General features: G+C 65.0%; 12 protein-coding genes. 5 read left to right on the forward strand and 7 right to left on the reverse strand.

What is annotated here, in order from left to right:
• The first annotated feature begins 86 nt into the window (after positions 1-86).
• Positions 87-599 carry an N-acetyltransferase gene (locus HB630_RS20550; protein WP_213774435.1) on the forward strand — a complete coding sequence of 171 codons (513 nt, stop codon included), beginning with the start codon at positions 87-89 and terminating at the stop codon, positions 597-599.
• A gap of 78 nt (positions 600-677) precedes the next feature.
• Here HB630_RS20550 and HB630_RS20555 read toward each other — a convergent pair whose 3' ends face one another.
• The 6 genes from HB630_RS20555 to HB630_RS20580 all read right to left on the reverse strand — a co-directional run bounded on the left by HB630_RS20555 (position 678) and on the right by HB630_RS20580 (position 10,489).
• Positions 678-2,936 carry a TonB-dependent receptor gene (locus tag HB630_RS20555; RefSeq protein ID WP_213774115.1) on the reverse strand — a complete coding sequence of 753 codons (2,259 nt, stop codon included), beginning with the start codon at positions 2,934-2,936 and terminating at the stop codon, positions 678-680.
• 153 nt (positions 2,937-3,089) lie between these two features.
• Entirely contained in the window at positions 3,090-3,512 is a 423-nt protein-coding gene (locus tag HB630_RS20560; protein WP_213774116.1) for a DUF2946 domain-containing protein, read from the reverse strand.
• Positions 3,513-3,654: 142 nt separating this feature from the next.
• A complete protein-coding gene (locus HB630_RS20565; RefSeq protein WP_213774117.1) occupies positions 3,655-5,718 on the reverse strand; it encodes a hypothetical protein in 2,064 nt (687 codons plus the stop codon).
• A gap of 9 nt (positions 5,719-5,727) precedes the next feature.
• Complete coding sequence (locus HB630_RS20570; RefSeq protein WP_213774437.1) at positions 5,728-8,541, reverse strand: DUF4159 domain-containing protein; 2,814 nt, start codon at positions 8,539-8,541, stop codon at positions 5,728-5,730.
• Complete coding sequence (locus HB630_RS20575) at positions 8,541-9,485, reverse strand: DUF58 domain-containing protein (protein ID WP_213774118.1); 945 nt, start codon at positions 9,483-9,485, stop codon at positions 8,541-8,543. Before HB630_RS20575 ends, HB630_RS20570 begins: the two co-directional genes overlap by 1 nt.
• A complete protein-coding gene (locus HB630_RS20580) occupies positions 9,485-10,489 on the reverse strand; it encodes a MoxR family ATPase (RefSeq protein ID WP_213774119.1) in 1,005 nt (334 codons plus the stop codon). Before HB630_RS20580 ends, HB630_RS20575 begins: the two co-directional genes overlap by 1 nt.
• A 267-nt stretch (positions 10,490-10,756) precedes the next feature.
• Here HB630_RS20580 and HB630_RS20585 point away from each other — a divergent pair, with 267 nt between their 5' ends.
• Genes HB630_RS20585 through HB630_RS20600 form a run of 4 tightly spaced genes read left to right on the forward strand, consistent with a single transcriptional unit; the run spans position 10,757 to position 13,549 of the window.
• Entirely contained in the window at positions 10,757-11,368 is a 612-nt protein-coding gene (locus HB630_RS20585; protein ID WP_213774120.1) for a DUF1285 domain-containing protein, read from the forward strand.
• Positions 11,365-12,036 carry a CoA pyrophosphatase gene (locus HB630_RS20590; protein WP_213774121.1) on the forward strand — a complete coding sequence of 224 codons (672 nt, stop codon included), beginning with the start codon at positions 11,365-11,367 and terminating at the stop codon, positions 12,034-12,036. The genes HB630_RS20585 and HB630_RS20590 overlap by 4 nt, the downstream gene beginning before the upstream one ends.
• Complete coding sequence (locus HB630_RS20595) at positions 12,033-12,296, forward strand: DUF6111 family protein (RefSeq protein ID WP_213774122.1); 264 nt, start codon at positions 12,033-12,035, stop codon at positions 12,294-12,296. Before HB630_RS20590 ends, HB630_RS20595 begins: the two co-directional genes overlap by 4 nt.
• On the forward strand, positions 12,293-13,549 hold the full coding sequence (locus tag HB630_RS20600; protein WP_213774123.1) for a CCA tRNA nucleotidyltransferase: 1,257 nt from the start codon (positions 12,293-12,295) through the stop codon (positions 13,547-13,549). Before HB630_RS20595 ends, HB630_RS20600 begins: the two co-directional genes overlap by 4 nt.
• Positions 13,550-13,572: 23 nt before the next feature.
• Here the strand turns inward: HB630_RS20600 and hemF are convergent, their stop codons facing one another.
• A complete protein-coding gene (gene hemF, locus HB630_RS20605) occupies positions 13,573-14,460 on the reverse strand; it encodes an oxygen-dependent coproporphyrinogen oxidase (RefSeq protein WP_213774124.1) in 888 nt (295 codons plus the stop codon).
• Positions 14,461-14,465: the final 5 nt, after the last annotated feature.

Here is a 14,465-nt window from a genome sequence, read left to right on the forward strand (position 1 = left end):
TCTCCGGTCCGGACCGACCGGGATTGGTCTGTACCAAAGCCCGGGACGATGGACCGAGGCACAGTGAGATGCTATCCCCGCCCGCGATGAATGACCTTTCCTTGACGATTCTGGCCGAAACCACCTATGACGCGCAGGCGATCGAACGGCTGCACGAGCGCACCTTCGGGCCCGGCCGCTTCGTGCTCAGCGCCTACCGGATCCGCGAGCATGTCGATCACCTGCTCGATCTTTCCTTCACCGCCCGGATCGGGACCTTGCTGGTGGGGTCGGTACGGCAATTGCCGATCTGTGTCGGCGATACGAGCGCGTTGCTGCTGGGGCCGTTGACGGTCGAGCCGCCGTTTCGCAGCCGGGGCATCGGCCGCGCGCTGCTGGACCGTGCGCTGAAGGATGCGAAAGCCAAGGGCCACCGTCTGGTGTTGCTGGTCGGCGATGAGCCCTATTACAGCCGCGTCGGCTTCAAGGCCGTTCCGAAGGGCCGCGCTGTGATGCCGGGACCGGTCGACTACAACCGCTTGCTGGTGGCGGAGCTGGTGGACGGCGCCTTCGACAAGGTCTCCGGCGCAATTCGTCCCGACTGGAATTTTGCGCGATAATCCGAGTAGACGCCCTCGGACATGGTCCGAGGGCGTCTACTCGTGCTTTTTCAAAATAACGCCGTCAGGCGGCGGCTGTTACAACTTCTGTGAAATGCCGAAATAAACGCCGCGCCGCGGCCCGTATTGCGGCGCGAACACCCCGATGCCGGATCCGTCCCTGATCTGGTAGACGGTGTCGAACAGGTTGACGACATCGAGGCGCAGCGTCGTCGGCTTGGTCGGTGACACGATGTTGAAGTCGTGCGACACGCCCAGATTGACCTGCGTATAGGGCGAAACGGTGCTGGTGTTGGCGAAGCCGTCGCGCAAGCCGCTGCCATAGATCATGTCTGCGCTGAACTTGGTGCCGTTCCACAAATACGAGCCGCCGAGCGACGCCGTCAGGATTTGGGCGTGGTCGGTGTAGACGTAATTGTTGGCGATGAAAGCAAGCTCGTCGGGATCGAACAGATACTGGTTGGACACGACGTCGGTCGCAACCTGTCTGGCCCAGGCGAGATTGCCGTACAGATGCAGATTGCCGTTGTTGTAGGTCGCGGTGAGTTCGACGCCCTGGTTGATGCCCTTGGCATAGTTGAACGCGGTCAGCACATAGGCGGCGCCGAACTGGCCGTCATCAAGCAGGTCGGTCGCGGTCTTGTAGTAAGCGTCGACCCCGAGTTCGAGGCCGGGTATCGCGTAGATCTTCTGGGTAACGCCGGCATCGAACACGTTGGAGCGTTCCGGCTGCACCGGATCGTTCTGGGACACCTGGGGCTGCGCGGTTGAGGCCTGCACCAGCGCCAGGTTGGTTGGCGCCGCCAGCACCTGTTCCGGCGGCGTGAAGTTGCGCGAATAGCCGGCGTGGAAGGTGGTGCCGTCGGCCGGTTTCCAGGTCAGGTTGACGCGCGGGCTGAGCTGGTTGGCGTCGATATATTGCCACATCTGGTCGAAGCGCAGGCCGGCGTTCAAGGTGAGCTGGTTGGTGATCCTCCACTCGTCCTCGAGATAGCTGCCGAACAGGTAGCCGGTCTTGGCGCTGGAGTCGAAAACCGATCTTGGCGGATCGTCTGTTTGAGCGCCCGTGTCGTCAGTCGGCAGGACCACAGAGCCGTTGTTGACCAGCGAGTCTTCGGTACTGACGGAGAACCCGAACTTCAGCGTATGTGCGAAGCCGATGCGGTACGACGTATCTTCCTGGATGCCATTGATCATGCTCTGGCGGTAGACATCCGACGCCACGCCGTTGAAGATGAGGTCACCGATGGTGTCGGGCTGGAAGTGCAACTGGCTGTAACGGTTGAAATAGGAGATCTGGTAATCGTAGCCGTCGCCGGAATGCTGATAGGCAAGGACGTTGAACTGGTTGAACTCGGTCTGCCGTTCGTTGAGCTGCGCGGAATCGAAGTTGGACATGCCGAAGGCGGTGAAGCCCGGCGGCTGTCCGGGATTGTTGGGAATCTCGTAATTGCCGTTCGAGACGCCGCTCATGAAGGTCAGGCGGCTTTGCGGATCGAGCACGGTCGAGAGATAGAGAAATCCCTTTTCCTGCGACGTGTTGTCGTGAATGGCGTTATAGGCCGGCGTCGGATTTTCGATTCCGAGGTTGCTGCCGAAATAGCGCCCGGACACGAAATACTGGGTTTGTCCGACCGTACCGCCATATTCGAGCGAGGTCGTGATCGTGCCGTGGCTGCCGCCGTAGACACCGACGCTGCCGCTGTTGTTGAAGGCGTCGGCCTTGGTCTGGATGTCGAGCACGGCCGCCGTGCGCAGGCCGTATTGGGCCGGCATCGCGCCGGTGATCAGGGCCATGCTGCCGACGATGCCGGTGTCGATAATCTGACCGAAGGCGCCGACGCCGTCGGGCAGCATGATGCCGTTGATGCGGTATTGCAGGTTGGCGTGCTCGTTGCGCACGTGCAGATCGCCGCTCGCGGCCGAATCCTGCGATACGCCCGGAGCCTGCAACAAGGCCTTGTCGAGCGTGGTGTTGGTGCCTTGCGGCAGCGATTCGAGGAACTGCTGGCTCATCTCATAGGAGCCGGCGCCGGTGGGCGCGACGAGGCTGCGGCGGACTTCGTCCAGCCGGTCGTTCTGGCCCGCGACCACCTGCGCCTGGGTCGGTGGCGGCGCTGCCGGTGGCGTTTCGCGGCGCTTGTTGGTCACCACGCGCGTCCGCGGACGGCGCGGTTGCTGCGTGCGCTTGGGCGCCGTGACTTCGATGTCCGGAAGCGCGGTCGTCCCATTTGCCGCCGGTGCCGCTGTTTGCGATTGTGCCGGGCCGCTCAGGCTGCAAAGCAGCAGCGAGGCTGCACTCGATGCGGTCAACAGTCGCTTGTCGAATACTGACATCTATTTATTCCGATCCCCATGAACCGCAGTCAGCTTCCCGCCTGAGAGGGAAGTCCGGCTCGGCTTGCCGTCGATCCGCGACGGACTGATTCCTATTGATTCCGAGAGTAGCCGCGCGCGGCGGTTCCTCTAAGGCTAAGTGATCAATCGAGGTCAGGAGATCGGGGGAGCACGCGGCTGGAAAGCGACGCGGACGGAGTTCAGATGGATGAACTCGGCATCGGTGGTCCGGTAGAGAAATTCAGCCGCTTCCGGCAGCTCCAACAACGGCGGCGTTGCAAACAGCACCGCATTCGCCATCGCGATGACGGCGCAGATCGCGCAGGCGTCGTTCGATTGCCCTGAATCCGGGTCGGGTGCGGGCTTTTGCTGGCGTTGCGCCGATCGACCGGACGTATCCGGCGCCGCAAGGCCCTTGCCGTGGGAAGCATCTGCCTGCGAAAGGCTCGACTGAATCGCGGGTGCCGCTTCGGCTGCGACCGCATGGAAATGCCCGAACGACAACGCAATCTGAATCGCCAGCGCCAACAGCGCAAGCCGCGACCCATATTTGATGTTCGACCGGAACCACTTCATGCCGATGGACGCCCCGCAGCGGAGGGCCAAAGCATCCTGGCCGCTCGATGTTATATTATAACATCAGGGATATCGGGCCGCTGTCAACCGCGGTGCGGAATGTGTCCTAAGATTTCGTCGGCCGTGTGTAATTTTGCAACGGTCAGCGTCCCTCGCGCAGCCAGGTGGCGGCAAACGCGCCGAGCAGCAGCAGCAAGCCGATCAGGCCGGCGAATACCGGCAATACGCCGACACCCTTGACCACGCTGGCATCACGCATGCGCACGCCCATCCAGCCGTCGCCGTGAAACGCGCTGGATGACCGCACCGGAACGATGCGCGGCAGCTCGACACTTGAACCGTCGACAACGCGCCTGGCGTCGCCGCCGGTCGCCTGCGCCAGCGGCTTCAGCGTATCGGTGGTGGAGGTGACTTCCGAAAACTCCTTCGGATTGGTCGGGCCGACATTGATCAGGGCTTTCAGGGTGCCGTCGGTGGCCTGCCACAGGCCGAGTTCATTGGCCGGGATCGTCGAACTCCAGGCGCCGGGCTCGCCCGCGGTCAGCGTCAGCTCGCGCGTGGCGCCGGAAGGCGAGGTCACCGTGACCGGCGCGACGCTGTCCGCCATGGTCTGGCGCTCGACCGTCAGATCCTTGCCGTGAACCGCCAGCCGCAACGCTTCTTCGTCGAGGTCAGGCTGCTTCATCAGCCAGTGCGACATCCGCCGCAACAGATCGAGATGCGGTCCGCCGCCCTCGTAGCCGCGCGCCCATAGCCAGATATGGTCCGTCAACAGCAGCGCGACGCGGCCTTCGCCGTAATGCGACAACAGCAGCAGCGGCTCGCCATCGGCGCCCGTCATCACCGGCGGGGTGGTCGCATTGCGGGTATCGACGGTGCGGAAGAACCGGCTCCAATGCGGCGGCTCGGAGCCGGAGCCCTCGAGGTCGCGCGTCACCGGATGGCGTTTGCCGGCCTCGCTCAGATGCGCATAAAACGGTTTCTCGGTGACGCCGACCGGCTCGGCCGGAAGCACCGAATCCAGCGGCGTACGCCAGATGCTGGTGCTCGAGGCGTAATCGGGACCGGCCGAAACCAGCACCGCGCCGCCGGCGCGAACATAGCGTGCGATGTTGTCGAAATAGGCGATCGGCAGCACGCCCTGGCGGGCATAGCGGTCGAAGATGATCAGCTGGAATTCGTTGATCTTCTGCTGAAACAATTCGCGGGTCGGAAACGCGATCAGCGACAATTCATTGATCGGGGTGCCGTCCTGCTTCTCCGGCGGACGCAGAATCGTGAAATGCACGAGATCGATGCTGGGGTCGGACTTCAACAGGTTGCGCCAGGTGCGCTCGCCGGCATGTGGTTCGCCCGACACCAGCAGCACCCGCAATTTGTCGCGCACGCCCTCGATCGAGACCACCGCGCGGTTGTTGACCAGCGTCAGCTCATTTTCGAGCGGCGAGGCCTCGATCTCGACGATGTTGGGACCGGCGTGCTTGATGTCGATATCGACGTTGACGGTCTGGCCGCTCAGGACGGTGCGCTCGTTGATAACCTCGCCGTCGCGGCGCACCACAACCCTGGCGCTATCGCCGCTGACGCCCTGATCGTCGAGACGGTAGGTGATGGTCTGGCTCTGTCCGACGATGCCGAAACGGGGGGCGGCCGAAATCGCGATGCGGCGGTCGCGCTCGTCCTTGCGTCCGGTAATGAGGGCGTGTACGGGGGCCTGAAATCCCAGCGCCGCGGCGTTGGCGGGAATGTCATGCACCCGTCCGTCGGTGATCAGGAACGCGCCGGCGACCCGATCGACCGGCACGTCCGACAGCGCCGAACTCAACGCACCGAACAATTTGGTGCCATCGGTCTCGCCGTCGGCCTGGCCCGCGTCGACGACCCGCACCTCCAGCCCCTTGATCTTCTTCAGTTCATCGACCAGCGCCTCACGGGCCTGGTCGGTCTCGCGGGTGCGCTCGCCGAAATTCTGGCTGGGGCTCTTGTCGACCACGACCACGGCCACCGACGACAGCGGTTCGCGGTCCTCGCGGGTGAAGGACGGATTGGCAAGCGCCAGCACGATCAGCGCCAGCGCGGCCACGCGCACCGCAGCGCCGCGCGACCTTGCAAGCAACAGCACCGTCGCGATCACGGCGATGGCGGCGAGCGCGATCCATAGCACGAGGGAGGGGACGAGCGGTGTAAACGCGATGCCGTAGCTCATGTCGCGTTCCTATTGTCCAAGCCGTTCGATCAGCGCCGGCGCATGCACCTGGTCGGCCTTGTAATTGCCGGTCAGCGTGTACATCACGATGTTGACGCCGGCGCGGAAGGCGAATTCGCGTTGCCGCGGCTCGCCCGGCGTCAGCGGCAGCATCGCCTGGCCGTCCGGACGGATCGCCCAGGCGCCGGCCAGATCGTTCGAGGTGATGATGATCGGGGAGACGCCGTCGCCGCCGCGGGCGGGATGCGCGGTGCCGTCCTCGTCATCCTCATGCGGCAGCGCCTCAACCCAGGTCTGCCCCGACGTAAAGCGGCCCGGAAAGTCGCGCAGCAGATAGAACGTCTTGGTCAGGACGTGATCGCGCGGCACCGGTTCAAGCTCGGGAACGTCCAGCGCGGAAAGAATCTCGCGCAAGGTTTGCATGCCCGGCGTCTGCGAAGCGCCAGCTTCGCCCGGCGGCGCCTCGATGGCGTCGCGGGTATCGAACACCACGGTGCCGCCGTTCTTCATGTAGGCGTCGATGCGGTTGAGGGCGTCCTGCGGCGGCTTCGGCGCGCCTGGCACTACGGGCCAGTAGATCATAGGAAAGAACGCCAGTTCGTCATGCGCCGGATCGATGCCGACGGGATCGCCGGCTTCCAGCGCGGTGCGCTGGGCGAGAAACAGCGTCAGGCCGGCCATGCCCGCCTTGACGATGGAATCCACGTCGGCATTGCCGGTGACGACATAGGCGAGCCGGGTCTGCGTGGTCGCCTTGATCGCAAAATCATCCTTTTCGTCGGCGCGCGACGGCGAGGGCGCGGCCATCATCGCGGACAGCAGGACGGCGAATGCGATGGCTGCCGAAACCGTTCGCCGCCTGAACAGGGCGGCGAGGCCGGCGCCAAGCAGCGCGACGATGATGGCGTCGATCAGGAACAGCGCCAGTGACGACGACAGCAGGATACCGCGCAAATCCTTCGGCTCGGAATTGGTGTAGCTGCCGCGCCGCGCCCGCAGCGGCGAGATATCCAGTGGCGCGATGCGATCCGTTGCCGCGAGCGTGTTGACCGCGATTGGCCCGTCGGCCGGGCCATAGAAGCCGGGCGGATGATCCGCCGCCGCCCGATCGTGGAAGTCCGAAGGAATCGGCTTGGCGGTCGAGGGTGGCGGCCCGAACGCGCCAAAGCCGTCGAGCGTGCGCAGCGGCGCCACCGTCTCGGTATTGGCCGTCCTGGTGACGGCCGCATCCGGATTGGACGCATAACCCGCCAGATCGACGATCCGCCGCAGCATTTCGACGAAGGTGCCGGACATCGGCAGATCGGACCAGCGCATGTCGGCGCTGACGTGAAACAGGCTCACCAGACCCTTGCCGCGGCGTTCGCCCGTCACCAGCGGCGTTCCGTCTTCCAGCGAGGCCCAGGTTCGCGTCGCCAGCGCGGCGTCCGGCTCGGCCAGCACCTGGCGGTTGACGGTGATGTCGTTCGGCACGGCAAGGCCGGCGAACGGTCCGCCGGAGGAGAACGAGGCGAGGTGCTGCGGCTTTTCCCAAGTCAGGCTGCCGCCAAGGGTGCGTCCGCCGCTGCGCAGCTTCACAGGCACCAGATCGTCGTCTTCTGACTGCGCCAGCCGCGGGCCGGCGAAACGTACCAGCACGCCGCCCTGTTCGATCCAGGCGTCGAGGCGTTCGCGAATTTCGGGCGACAGCGTGCCGACGTCCGCGAGCACCATCATCGGCAGCTTCTGGTCGAGAAATTGCGTGATGGTCTGTTGCGGTGCGCCGCGATCGCCGAGCCGGATGTCGGCGAACGGCGCCAGCGCGCGGGTGAGGTAGAATGTCGGCGCGAGCAGCGGCTGCGACGTGTCGCTGGTCGATCCGCTGACGATGCCGATCGAGCGCCGACGCCAGCGTTTGTCGAGCAGTTGCACCGCGCCGGCCGAGCGTTCGCCCGCGATCTCAAGCCGCGCGATATCGTTGCGCAGTTCGACCGGCAGGTCGAACGAGGCTTCGGTCTCGCGATTCTGCGCGTCGAAGCTATAGCGAGCCTCGCCGATCGGCGACCCCTTCAGGTCGAGCGCGCGCACGACGCCGGAGCCGATCCCGCCGCTGTCGGCGCGCAGCACCTTCACGGTCATCTTCGCCGCGGCGTTTTCGGCGGCGGCCAGCGCGAGCGGGGTGGGCGTGCCGTCCTTGAAAACCGTCAACGTGCGATCCCCGATCGTCTTGCCCAGGCCTTCGATGAATTCCGGTCCGCGCGCGGTGTCGACGCCGTCCGACAGCCAAGCAATCTCGCAATCGCCCGTGGCCTGCAGGAAACGTCCGATCATGGGCAGGGTTTCAACCCGCTCGATCGAATAGGGCTTTGGCTCCAGCTGGCGCAGCGCCACCCGCGCGGTGCCGGCAGGCATCAGGGTGATATCGCGTGTCGGCTCGGACAGCGGAATCAGCGCGACAGGGCGGCGGTCGCCGTCGGCCTGCGTGATCAACTCGTCCGCGGCCTTGACGCGAACGTCCCAGCTTGCCGCCGCGCTCCAGCCGTCATCGAGCAGGATCGCCAGCGGCGCACGGCTGCGCGTGGCGCCGGTCTGCGGATTCCAGGTCGGCCCCGCGGCGGCGAAAATGATCAGTGCCGCCGCCAACAGGCGCAACGCCGTCAGCCACCAGGGCGTCCGCGACGGCGTCTCCTCCTTCGGCGCGATGTCGAACAACAGCCGTGTCGGCGGAAACTCGATGCGCCGCGGCCGCGGCGGCATCACCCGCAACATCCACCACAGCACCGGCAGGCTCAACAGGCCCAGCAGCAAAGCGGGTTCGGCGAAGGAAAGCGGCAGCCCGGCCATCATGCGCTTCGTCCTGCCTTGACGGTCGCGGCGCGTGCGCCCGACTTGCTTACCATCATGCCGCTATGCAGGAACAACAACAGTTCGGCGGCCGAGCGGTCGGTGGTGTGGATCGAAAACAGCCAGTCGAGCTTGTCGGTCTCGGCGCGAATCTGGTCGCGGTGAAGCGCAAGGCGCGCGACATAGTCGGTTGCCCATCGCTCCGCGCGGCCGGCAGTGACCACGCCGCCGCCTTCCGGCTCGACGAATTCGACACGGCCGGAATAGGGAAAGCTCTCTTCGGCCGGATCGACGATCTGGATCAGCGTGCCATGCGCGCCGGAGGCCGAGAGGCCGGCGAGCATGGTTTTGATTTCAGGGATCGGCGACCAGAAATCCGACAGCACCACGATCTCGGCCAGTGCTGACGGGATGAACGACGGCGGCAGGCTCGGCCGGTCGGCGGCGTCATGCAGCATCGCCTGCGCCATCTTGTCGATCACGCTACGGCTTGCGGTGGGATTCATCAGGCCGGGAACGCCGACGCGCTCGCCGCCCGCGACCAGCAATTCGGCCAGCGCGAAAGTGACGATCAAAGCGCGCTCCAGCTTGCTGTCGCGCGCCTGCCTGGAGGCAAACGCCATCGACGGCGAACGGTCCGGCCACAGCCACACCGTATGCGCCGCTTCCCATTCCTGCTCGCGGACATAGAGATGATCGTCGCGCGCCGAGCGGCGCCAGTCGACATTCTGCGACGGTTCGCCGGAATTGAAGCGGCGGTATTGCCAGAAGCTTTCCCCAGTGCCGGCGCGCCGCCTGCCATGCAGGCCGTGGATCACGTTGGCGGCGATGCGACGAGCTTCCAGCACAAGGCGCGGCAGCGAGGCGGCGAGCGTTCGGCTTTCGCCATCGGCACGTCGGACTGCTGTGATCTCCTTGGCTTTGAGCGTGTCGTCTTCTGCCATCAACCGATCCGCGCTTTCAATTGCCGGATCACGTCGGGAATGGTGCGGCCCTCGGCGCGGGCGGAGAAGGTCAGCGCCATGCGATGCTTCAGTACCGGCTCGGCGAGGTCGAGCACGTCGTCGATCGAAGGCGCGAGACGACCATCGAGCAACGCGCGGGCGCGAACCGCGAGCATCAGCGACTGGCTGGCGCGGGGACCCGGTCCCCAGGCGATCAGCTTGCCGGCTTCTCCGGCTTCGGGACCCGGACGCGCCGAGCGCACCAGCGATAGGATCGCCTCGACGACGGAATCGCCGACCGGCAGCCGCCGCACCAGCCGCTGCGCCGTCAGCAGGATGTCGGCGTCCATCGCCACCTTGGCCAGCGTTTCATCCGCGCCGGTGGTTTCGAACAGGATGCGACGTTCGGCATCGCGATCCGGATAATCGACATCGATCTCCATCAGGAAGCGATCGAGCTGCGCTTCCGGCAGCGGATAGGTGCCTTCCTGCTCCAGCGGATTTTGCGTCGCCAGCACATGGAACGGTTTCGGCAGATCATGCCGCGCGCCGGCGACCGTGATGTGCTGCTCCTGCATGGCCTGCAACAGCGCCGATTGCGTGCGCGGGCTGGCGCGGTTGATTTCGTCCGCCATCAGGAGCTGCGCGAACACCGGGCCCGCGATGAAACGGAACGATCGCTTGCCGGCGCTCGACTCGTCCAGCACCTCGGCGCCGAGAATATCCGACGGCATCAGGTCCGGTGTGAACTGGATGCGCTTGGCGTCGAGCCCGAGCGTCGTTCCCAGCGTCTCGACCAGCTTGGTCTTGGCAAGGCCGGGCACGCCGATCAGGAGCGCGTGGCCGCCCGACAGGATCGTCACCAGCGTGTTCTCGATGACGCGGTCCTGACCGAAGATGACGGTTGCGATCGCCTCCTTGGCCGCGCGAATTTGCCCCGCGACCTGCTCGGCCGAGCGGACGATCACATCTTCCAGTTTTTCGACACTGTCCGCGCCTGCCATCCATCACTCCCTCACAAAACCGCCGCCGCTGGCGTCGTCATGCCATGAACCCCATGCTAAACCTATGCAAAGCCCATGCATTCGTTGAATTAAAGTATCCCCATATTATCGGTATTACAGGGTATGAACGGCATCACGATATGGCGAGTTTGGCTTTAAGATTCCACAGCAGATTCCAGCCGCGCTCGCGTCCGGACCGCAAACGAACGCTGCAGTGATGCCTGCACCAATCGTGCCAGATGGAAGCAATCAGATTCAGGGCAAACAATGGCGAAGCAAGGGCAGATCCCGCATCAAGGCCTTGAAGGATTGACCGCCGCGGCCCGCGACGCCGCCAATGCCGGCTCCGGAGAGAAGAGTCTGCCGCCGGTGCATTTGTGGAATCCACCGTTCTGCGGCGATCTCGATATCCGAATCGCCGGCGATGGAACATGGTTCTACATGGGAACGCCGATCGGGCGGCCGGCACTGGTGCGGCTGTTCTCGACGATTCTGAAGCGCGAGGACGGCAAGCACTTTCTCGTGACTCCGGTGGAGAAGGTCGGCATCCGCGTCGACGACGCGCCATTCCTTGCCGTCGAGATGCGCCAGGAGAACGACGAGAGTGGCAGGCTGCTGCGGTTCCGCACCAATGTCGATGACTGGGTTGTTTGCGACGCCGCGCATCCGCTGCGGTTCAAGACGGCGGCTGACGGTGGCCTCACGCCCTATCTGCACGTCCGCGCCGATTTGTGGGCCAAGGTGACACGGGCGGTCTATTACGATCTGGTTGACATCAGCGAGGAGCGAGTGGTCGATGGCCGTCCGATGTTCGGGGTGGCATCCGGCGGCGCATTCTTCGCGATGGCCGATGCGGAGCAGGTGAGGGCGGCGCTTTGAACGAGCCGATGGTGAAGACGGAACCCGCCGCGATCTCCTCTGCGGAGTTCTTCGAGCGCGCCCGCGCACGGCTGCGCTTCGACGTTCCGCCCGGCCTGGTCGACCCGAACATCATTCCGCCGAGCGGCGATGCCGGCACCGACCGCATGCTTGAGATCATCGCGCGCGAGCAGCCGGTGCGTCCCGCGGCGGTGTTGATTGCGGTGGTGGATCATCCGGAGCCGACCGTGCTGCTGACGCAGCGGTCGGCGCATCTCAACGAGCATGCCGGCCAGATCTCCTTTCCCGGCGGCAAGATCGATGCGACCGACGCTTCGCCGCTTGATACGGCGTTGCGCGAGGCTTTTGAGGAGGTCGGCCTCGCGCGCGAGTTCGTCGACCCGATCGGCTATCTCGATCTCTATGGCACCAGCTTCGGATTTCGTATCCTGCCGACGGTGGCGCGGGTCCGGCCGGGCTTCAGGCTGCGCATCAACCAGGCCGAGGTTGACGACGCGTTTGAGGTGCCGCTGGCATTCCTGATGAATCCGGCGAACCATCAACTGCACAGCCGGGATTTCCGCGGTATCACCCGATCCTATTACGCTATGCCGTATGCGGAACGTTACATCTGGGGGGCGACCGCCGGAATCCTGCGCGTGTTGTATGAGCGGATCTATCTATCATGATCCGTCCGGCTTTGACCGAAGTCGGACTTTTCCTGATCCCTTTTGCGGTCTATGTCGTGTTTCTGATAGCGTCGCGTTCCGGATTTCTGGTGCGGGCGTCATGGCCGCTGCATGTCGTCGCCAAACTCGCGGTGGGTTCGCTGGTGCTTGCCTTGATCGGTTTCGCTTTGCTGGCGCATTTTTCCGGTGCGCCGCCCAACTCGACCTATATCCCCGCGCATATCGAGAACGGCAAATTCGTGCCCGGAGTTGAAAAATGACGGATGCACGCGTGCTTGATGACGTGCCCTGGCTCCGTTCCGGGCCGCCTGCGCGCGTGCTCGCGCTATTGAACGGCGACAGCACGGAAGCGCGCGTGGTCGGCGGCGCGGTGCGCAACGCGTTGCTCGGGATTCCGGTCGGCGATATCGACATCGCGACCACGGCATTGCCCGACGAGGTGATCCGCCGTGCCAAAGAAGCCGGCATCAAGAGCGTGCCGACCGGCATCGAACACGGCACCGTGACGCTGGTGGTCGATGCACAGCCGTTCGAGGTCACGACGCTGCGTGAGGACATCGAGACCTTCGGCCGCAAGGCCAAGGTCGCGTTCGGCCGCGACTGGGCGCGCGACGCGGCGCGGCGCGACTTCACCATCAACGGCCTGTCGGTCGGCGCCGATCGTGTCGTGCATGATTACGTCGGCGGGCTCGCGGACATCGCCGCAAGGCGGGTGCGCTTCATCGGCGATCCCGATCGCCGCATCGCCGAGGATTACTTGCGCATCCTCCGTTTCTTCCGCATTCACGCCGCCTATGGCGCAGGCGAGCCGGATCGCGCGGGATACCTCGCCTGCATTGCCGGGCGCGAAGGTCTTGCGACGTTGTCCGCCGAACGCGTCCGCATGGAAGTGCTGAAACTGATGGCGGCGAACGGTGCGGTCGCCGCCATCGAGGCGATGGCCGATGGCGGGCTGCTGCAGACGATTTTCGGCGGCATCGGCTATATCGGCCCGTTCGCCGCCATGATCGCGATCGAGGGGTCGCTCGGACTTGAGCCGAATGCGGTCCGCCGGCTCGGCGCGTTGGCGGTCGCCGTCACCGAGGATGCAAGACGGCTCTCGGCGCAATTGCGGCTGACCAACAGCGAAACCAAAACTCTCGATTCCATGGGCCATCGCTGGTGGCGGCTCGCCGGCATGGACGAGGCGAGGGCGCGGCGGCTGCTTTATCGGCTGGGCGCGGAGCGTTACCGGGACCGGCTGCTGCTGGCATGGGCGCGTTCGGGCGCCGGCACGGACGATCTGTTCTGGCGGCAATTTGTCGGATTGCCGGAGCGCTGGAGCGCGCCGAAATTTCCGCTGAAGGCGGCTGACTTCATCGCGCGCGGCTTTGCCGAGGGCCCGGCGCTCGGACACGTCCTCACCCTGGCGGAAGACGCCTGGCTGGCGGCGGGTTTTCCGGTCGACGAACCTGCACTCAAAGCCATCGCCGATCAGACCGTCACGCGTTTCAACCACGACCACCGGCTATGAACCTTGCGGCAGCTCTCGTAAGGTCACGGCCACTTCACCTCGGGCGGTAACGAGGACAGAATCGAATCGACATTGCCGCCGGTTTTCAATCCGAAGATGGTGCCGCGGTCGTAGAGCAGGTTGAACTCGACATAGCGGCCGCGCCGGATCAACTGCTCCTCGCGGTCGGCGGCGCTCCACGGCTCGGCGTAATTGCGCCGGACCAGTTCGGGATAGATTTTCAGGAACGCGCGGCCGACATCCTGCGTGAAGGCGAAGTCGGCGCTCCAGTCGCCGCTGTCGTGCCAGTCGTAGAAAATGCCGCCGATGCCGCGCGCCTCCTTGCGGTGCGGCAGGTAGAAATACTCGTCGCACCATTTCCTGTATTTTTCGTAAGGCGCGATCGCCGCGTGCGCGTCGCAGGCGGCCTGCATCGCGGCGTGAAACGCGAGGGCGTCAGCGTCTTCCTGGGCGCGGCGGCGGTCGAGCACCGGCGTCAGGTCCGCGCCGCCGCCGAACCACGCCTTGGTGGTGACGACGAACCTCGTGTTCATATGCCCCGCCGGGATGTTCGGGTTGCGCAGATGCGCGATCAGCGAAATGCCGGAGGCCCAAAATCGGGGATCCTCGGCGGCGCCCGGAATCTGCGCGCGGAATTCGGGGGCGAATTCGCCATGCACCGTCGAGCAATGCACGCCGACCTTCTCGAATAGCCGCCCATGCATCACCGACATCACGCCGCCGCCGCCGGGGCTGCCGCTATGGTCGGTGCGATCCCAGGGCGTGCGCACGAAGCGTCCTGCATGGCCGGGATAGATCGCGGCAGGCGCCTCGTCCTCCAGTCTCTCGAAGGCCGCGCAGATGTCGTCGCGCAGGGTTTCGAACCAGTTCCGCGCGCGTGTCTTGCGGTCGTCGATCAGCGGGCCGTCCATGCTTC

The sequence above is a fragment of the Bradyrhizobium sp. dw_78 genome, from assembly GCF_018449525.1.
Taxonomy (GTDB): domain Bacteria; phylum Pseudomonadota; class Alphaproteobacteria; order Rhizobiales; family Xanthobacteraceae; genus Bradyrhizobium.

Coding starts and splice junctions, on each gene's coding strand:
- HB630_RS20550 (WP_213774435.1), top strand. CDS start 87: ATGAATGACCTTTCCTTGACGATTCTGGCCGAAACCACCTATGACGCG.
- HB630_RS20555 (WP_213774115.1), bottom strand. CDS start 2,936: ATGTCAGTATTCGACAAGCGACTGTTGACCGCATCGAGTGCAGCCTCG.
- HB630_RS20560 (WP_213774116.1), bottom strand. CDS start 3,512: ATGAAGTGGTTCCGGTCGAACATCAAATATGGGTCGCGGCTTGCGCTG.
- HB630_RS20565 (WP_213774117.1), bottom strand. CDS start 5,718: ATGAGCTACGGCATCGCGTTTACACCGCTCGTCCCCTCCCTCGTGCTA.
- HB630_RS20570 (WP_213774437.1), bottom strand. CDS start 8,541: ATGGCCGGGCTGCCGCTTTCCTTCGCCGAACCCGCTTTGCTGCTGGGC.
- HB630_RS20575 (WP_213774118.1), bottom strand. CDS start 9,485: ATGGCAGAAGACGACACGCTCAAAGCCAAGGAGATCACAGCAGTCCGA.
- HB630_RS20580 (WP_213774119.1), bottom strand. CDS start 10,489: ATGGCAGGCGCGGACAGTGTCGAAAAACTGGAAGATGTGATCGTCCGC.
- HB630_RS20585 (WP_213774120.1), top strand. CDS start 10,757: ATGGCGAAGCAAGGGCAGATCCCGCATCAAGGCCTTGAAGGATTGACC.
- HB630_RS20595 (WP_213774122.1), top strand. CDS start 12,033: ATGATCCGTCCGGCTTTGACCGAAGTCGGACTTTTCCTGATCCCTTTT.
- HB630_RS20600 (WP_213774123.1), top strand. CDS start 12,293: ATGACGGATGCACGCGTGCTTGATGACGTGCCCTGGCTCCGTTCCGGG.
- hemF (WP_213774124.1), bottom strand. CDS start 14,460: ATGGACGGCCCGCTGATCGACGACCGCAAGACACGCGCGCGGAACTGG.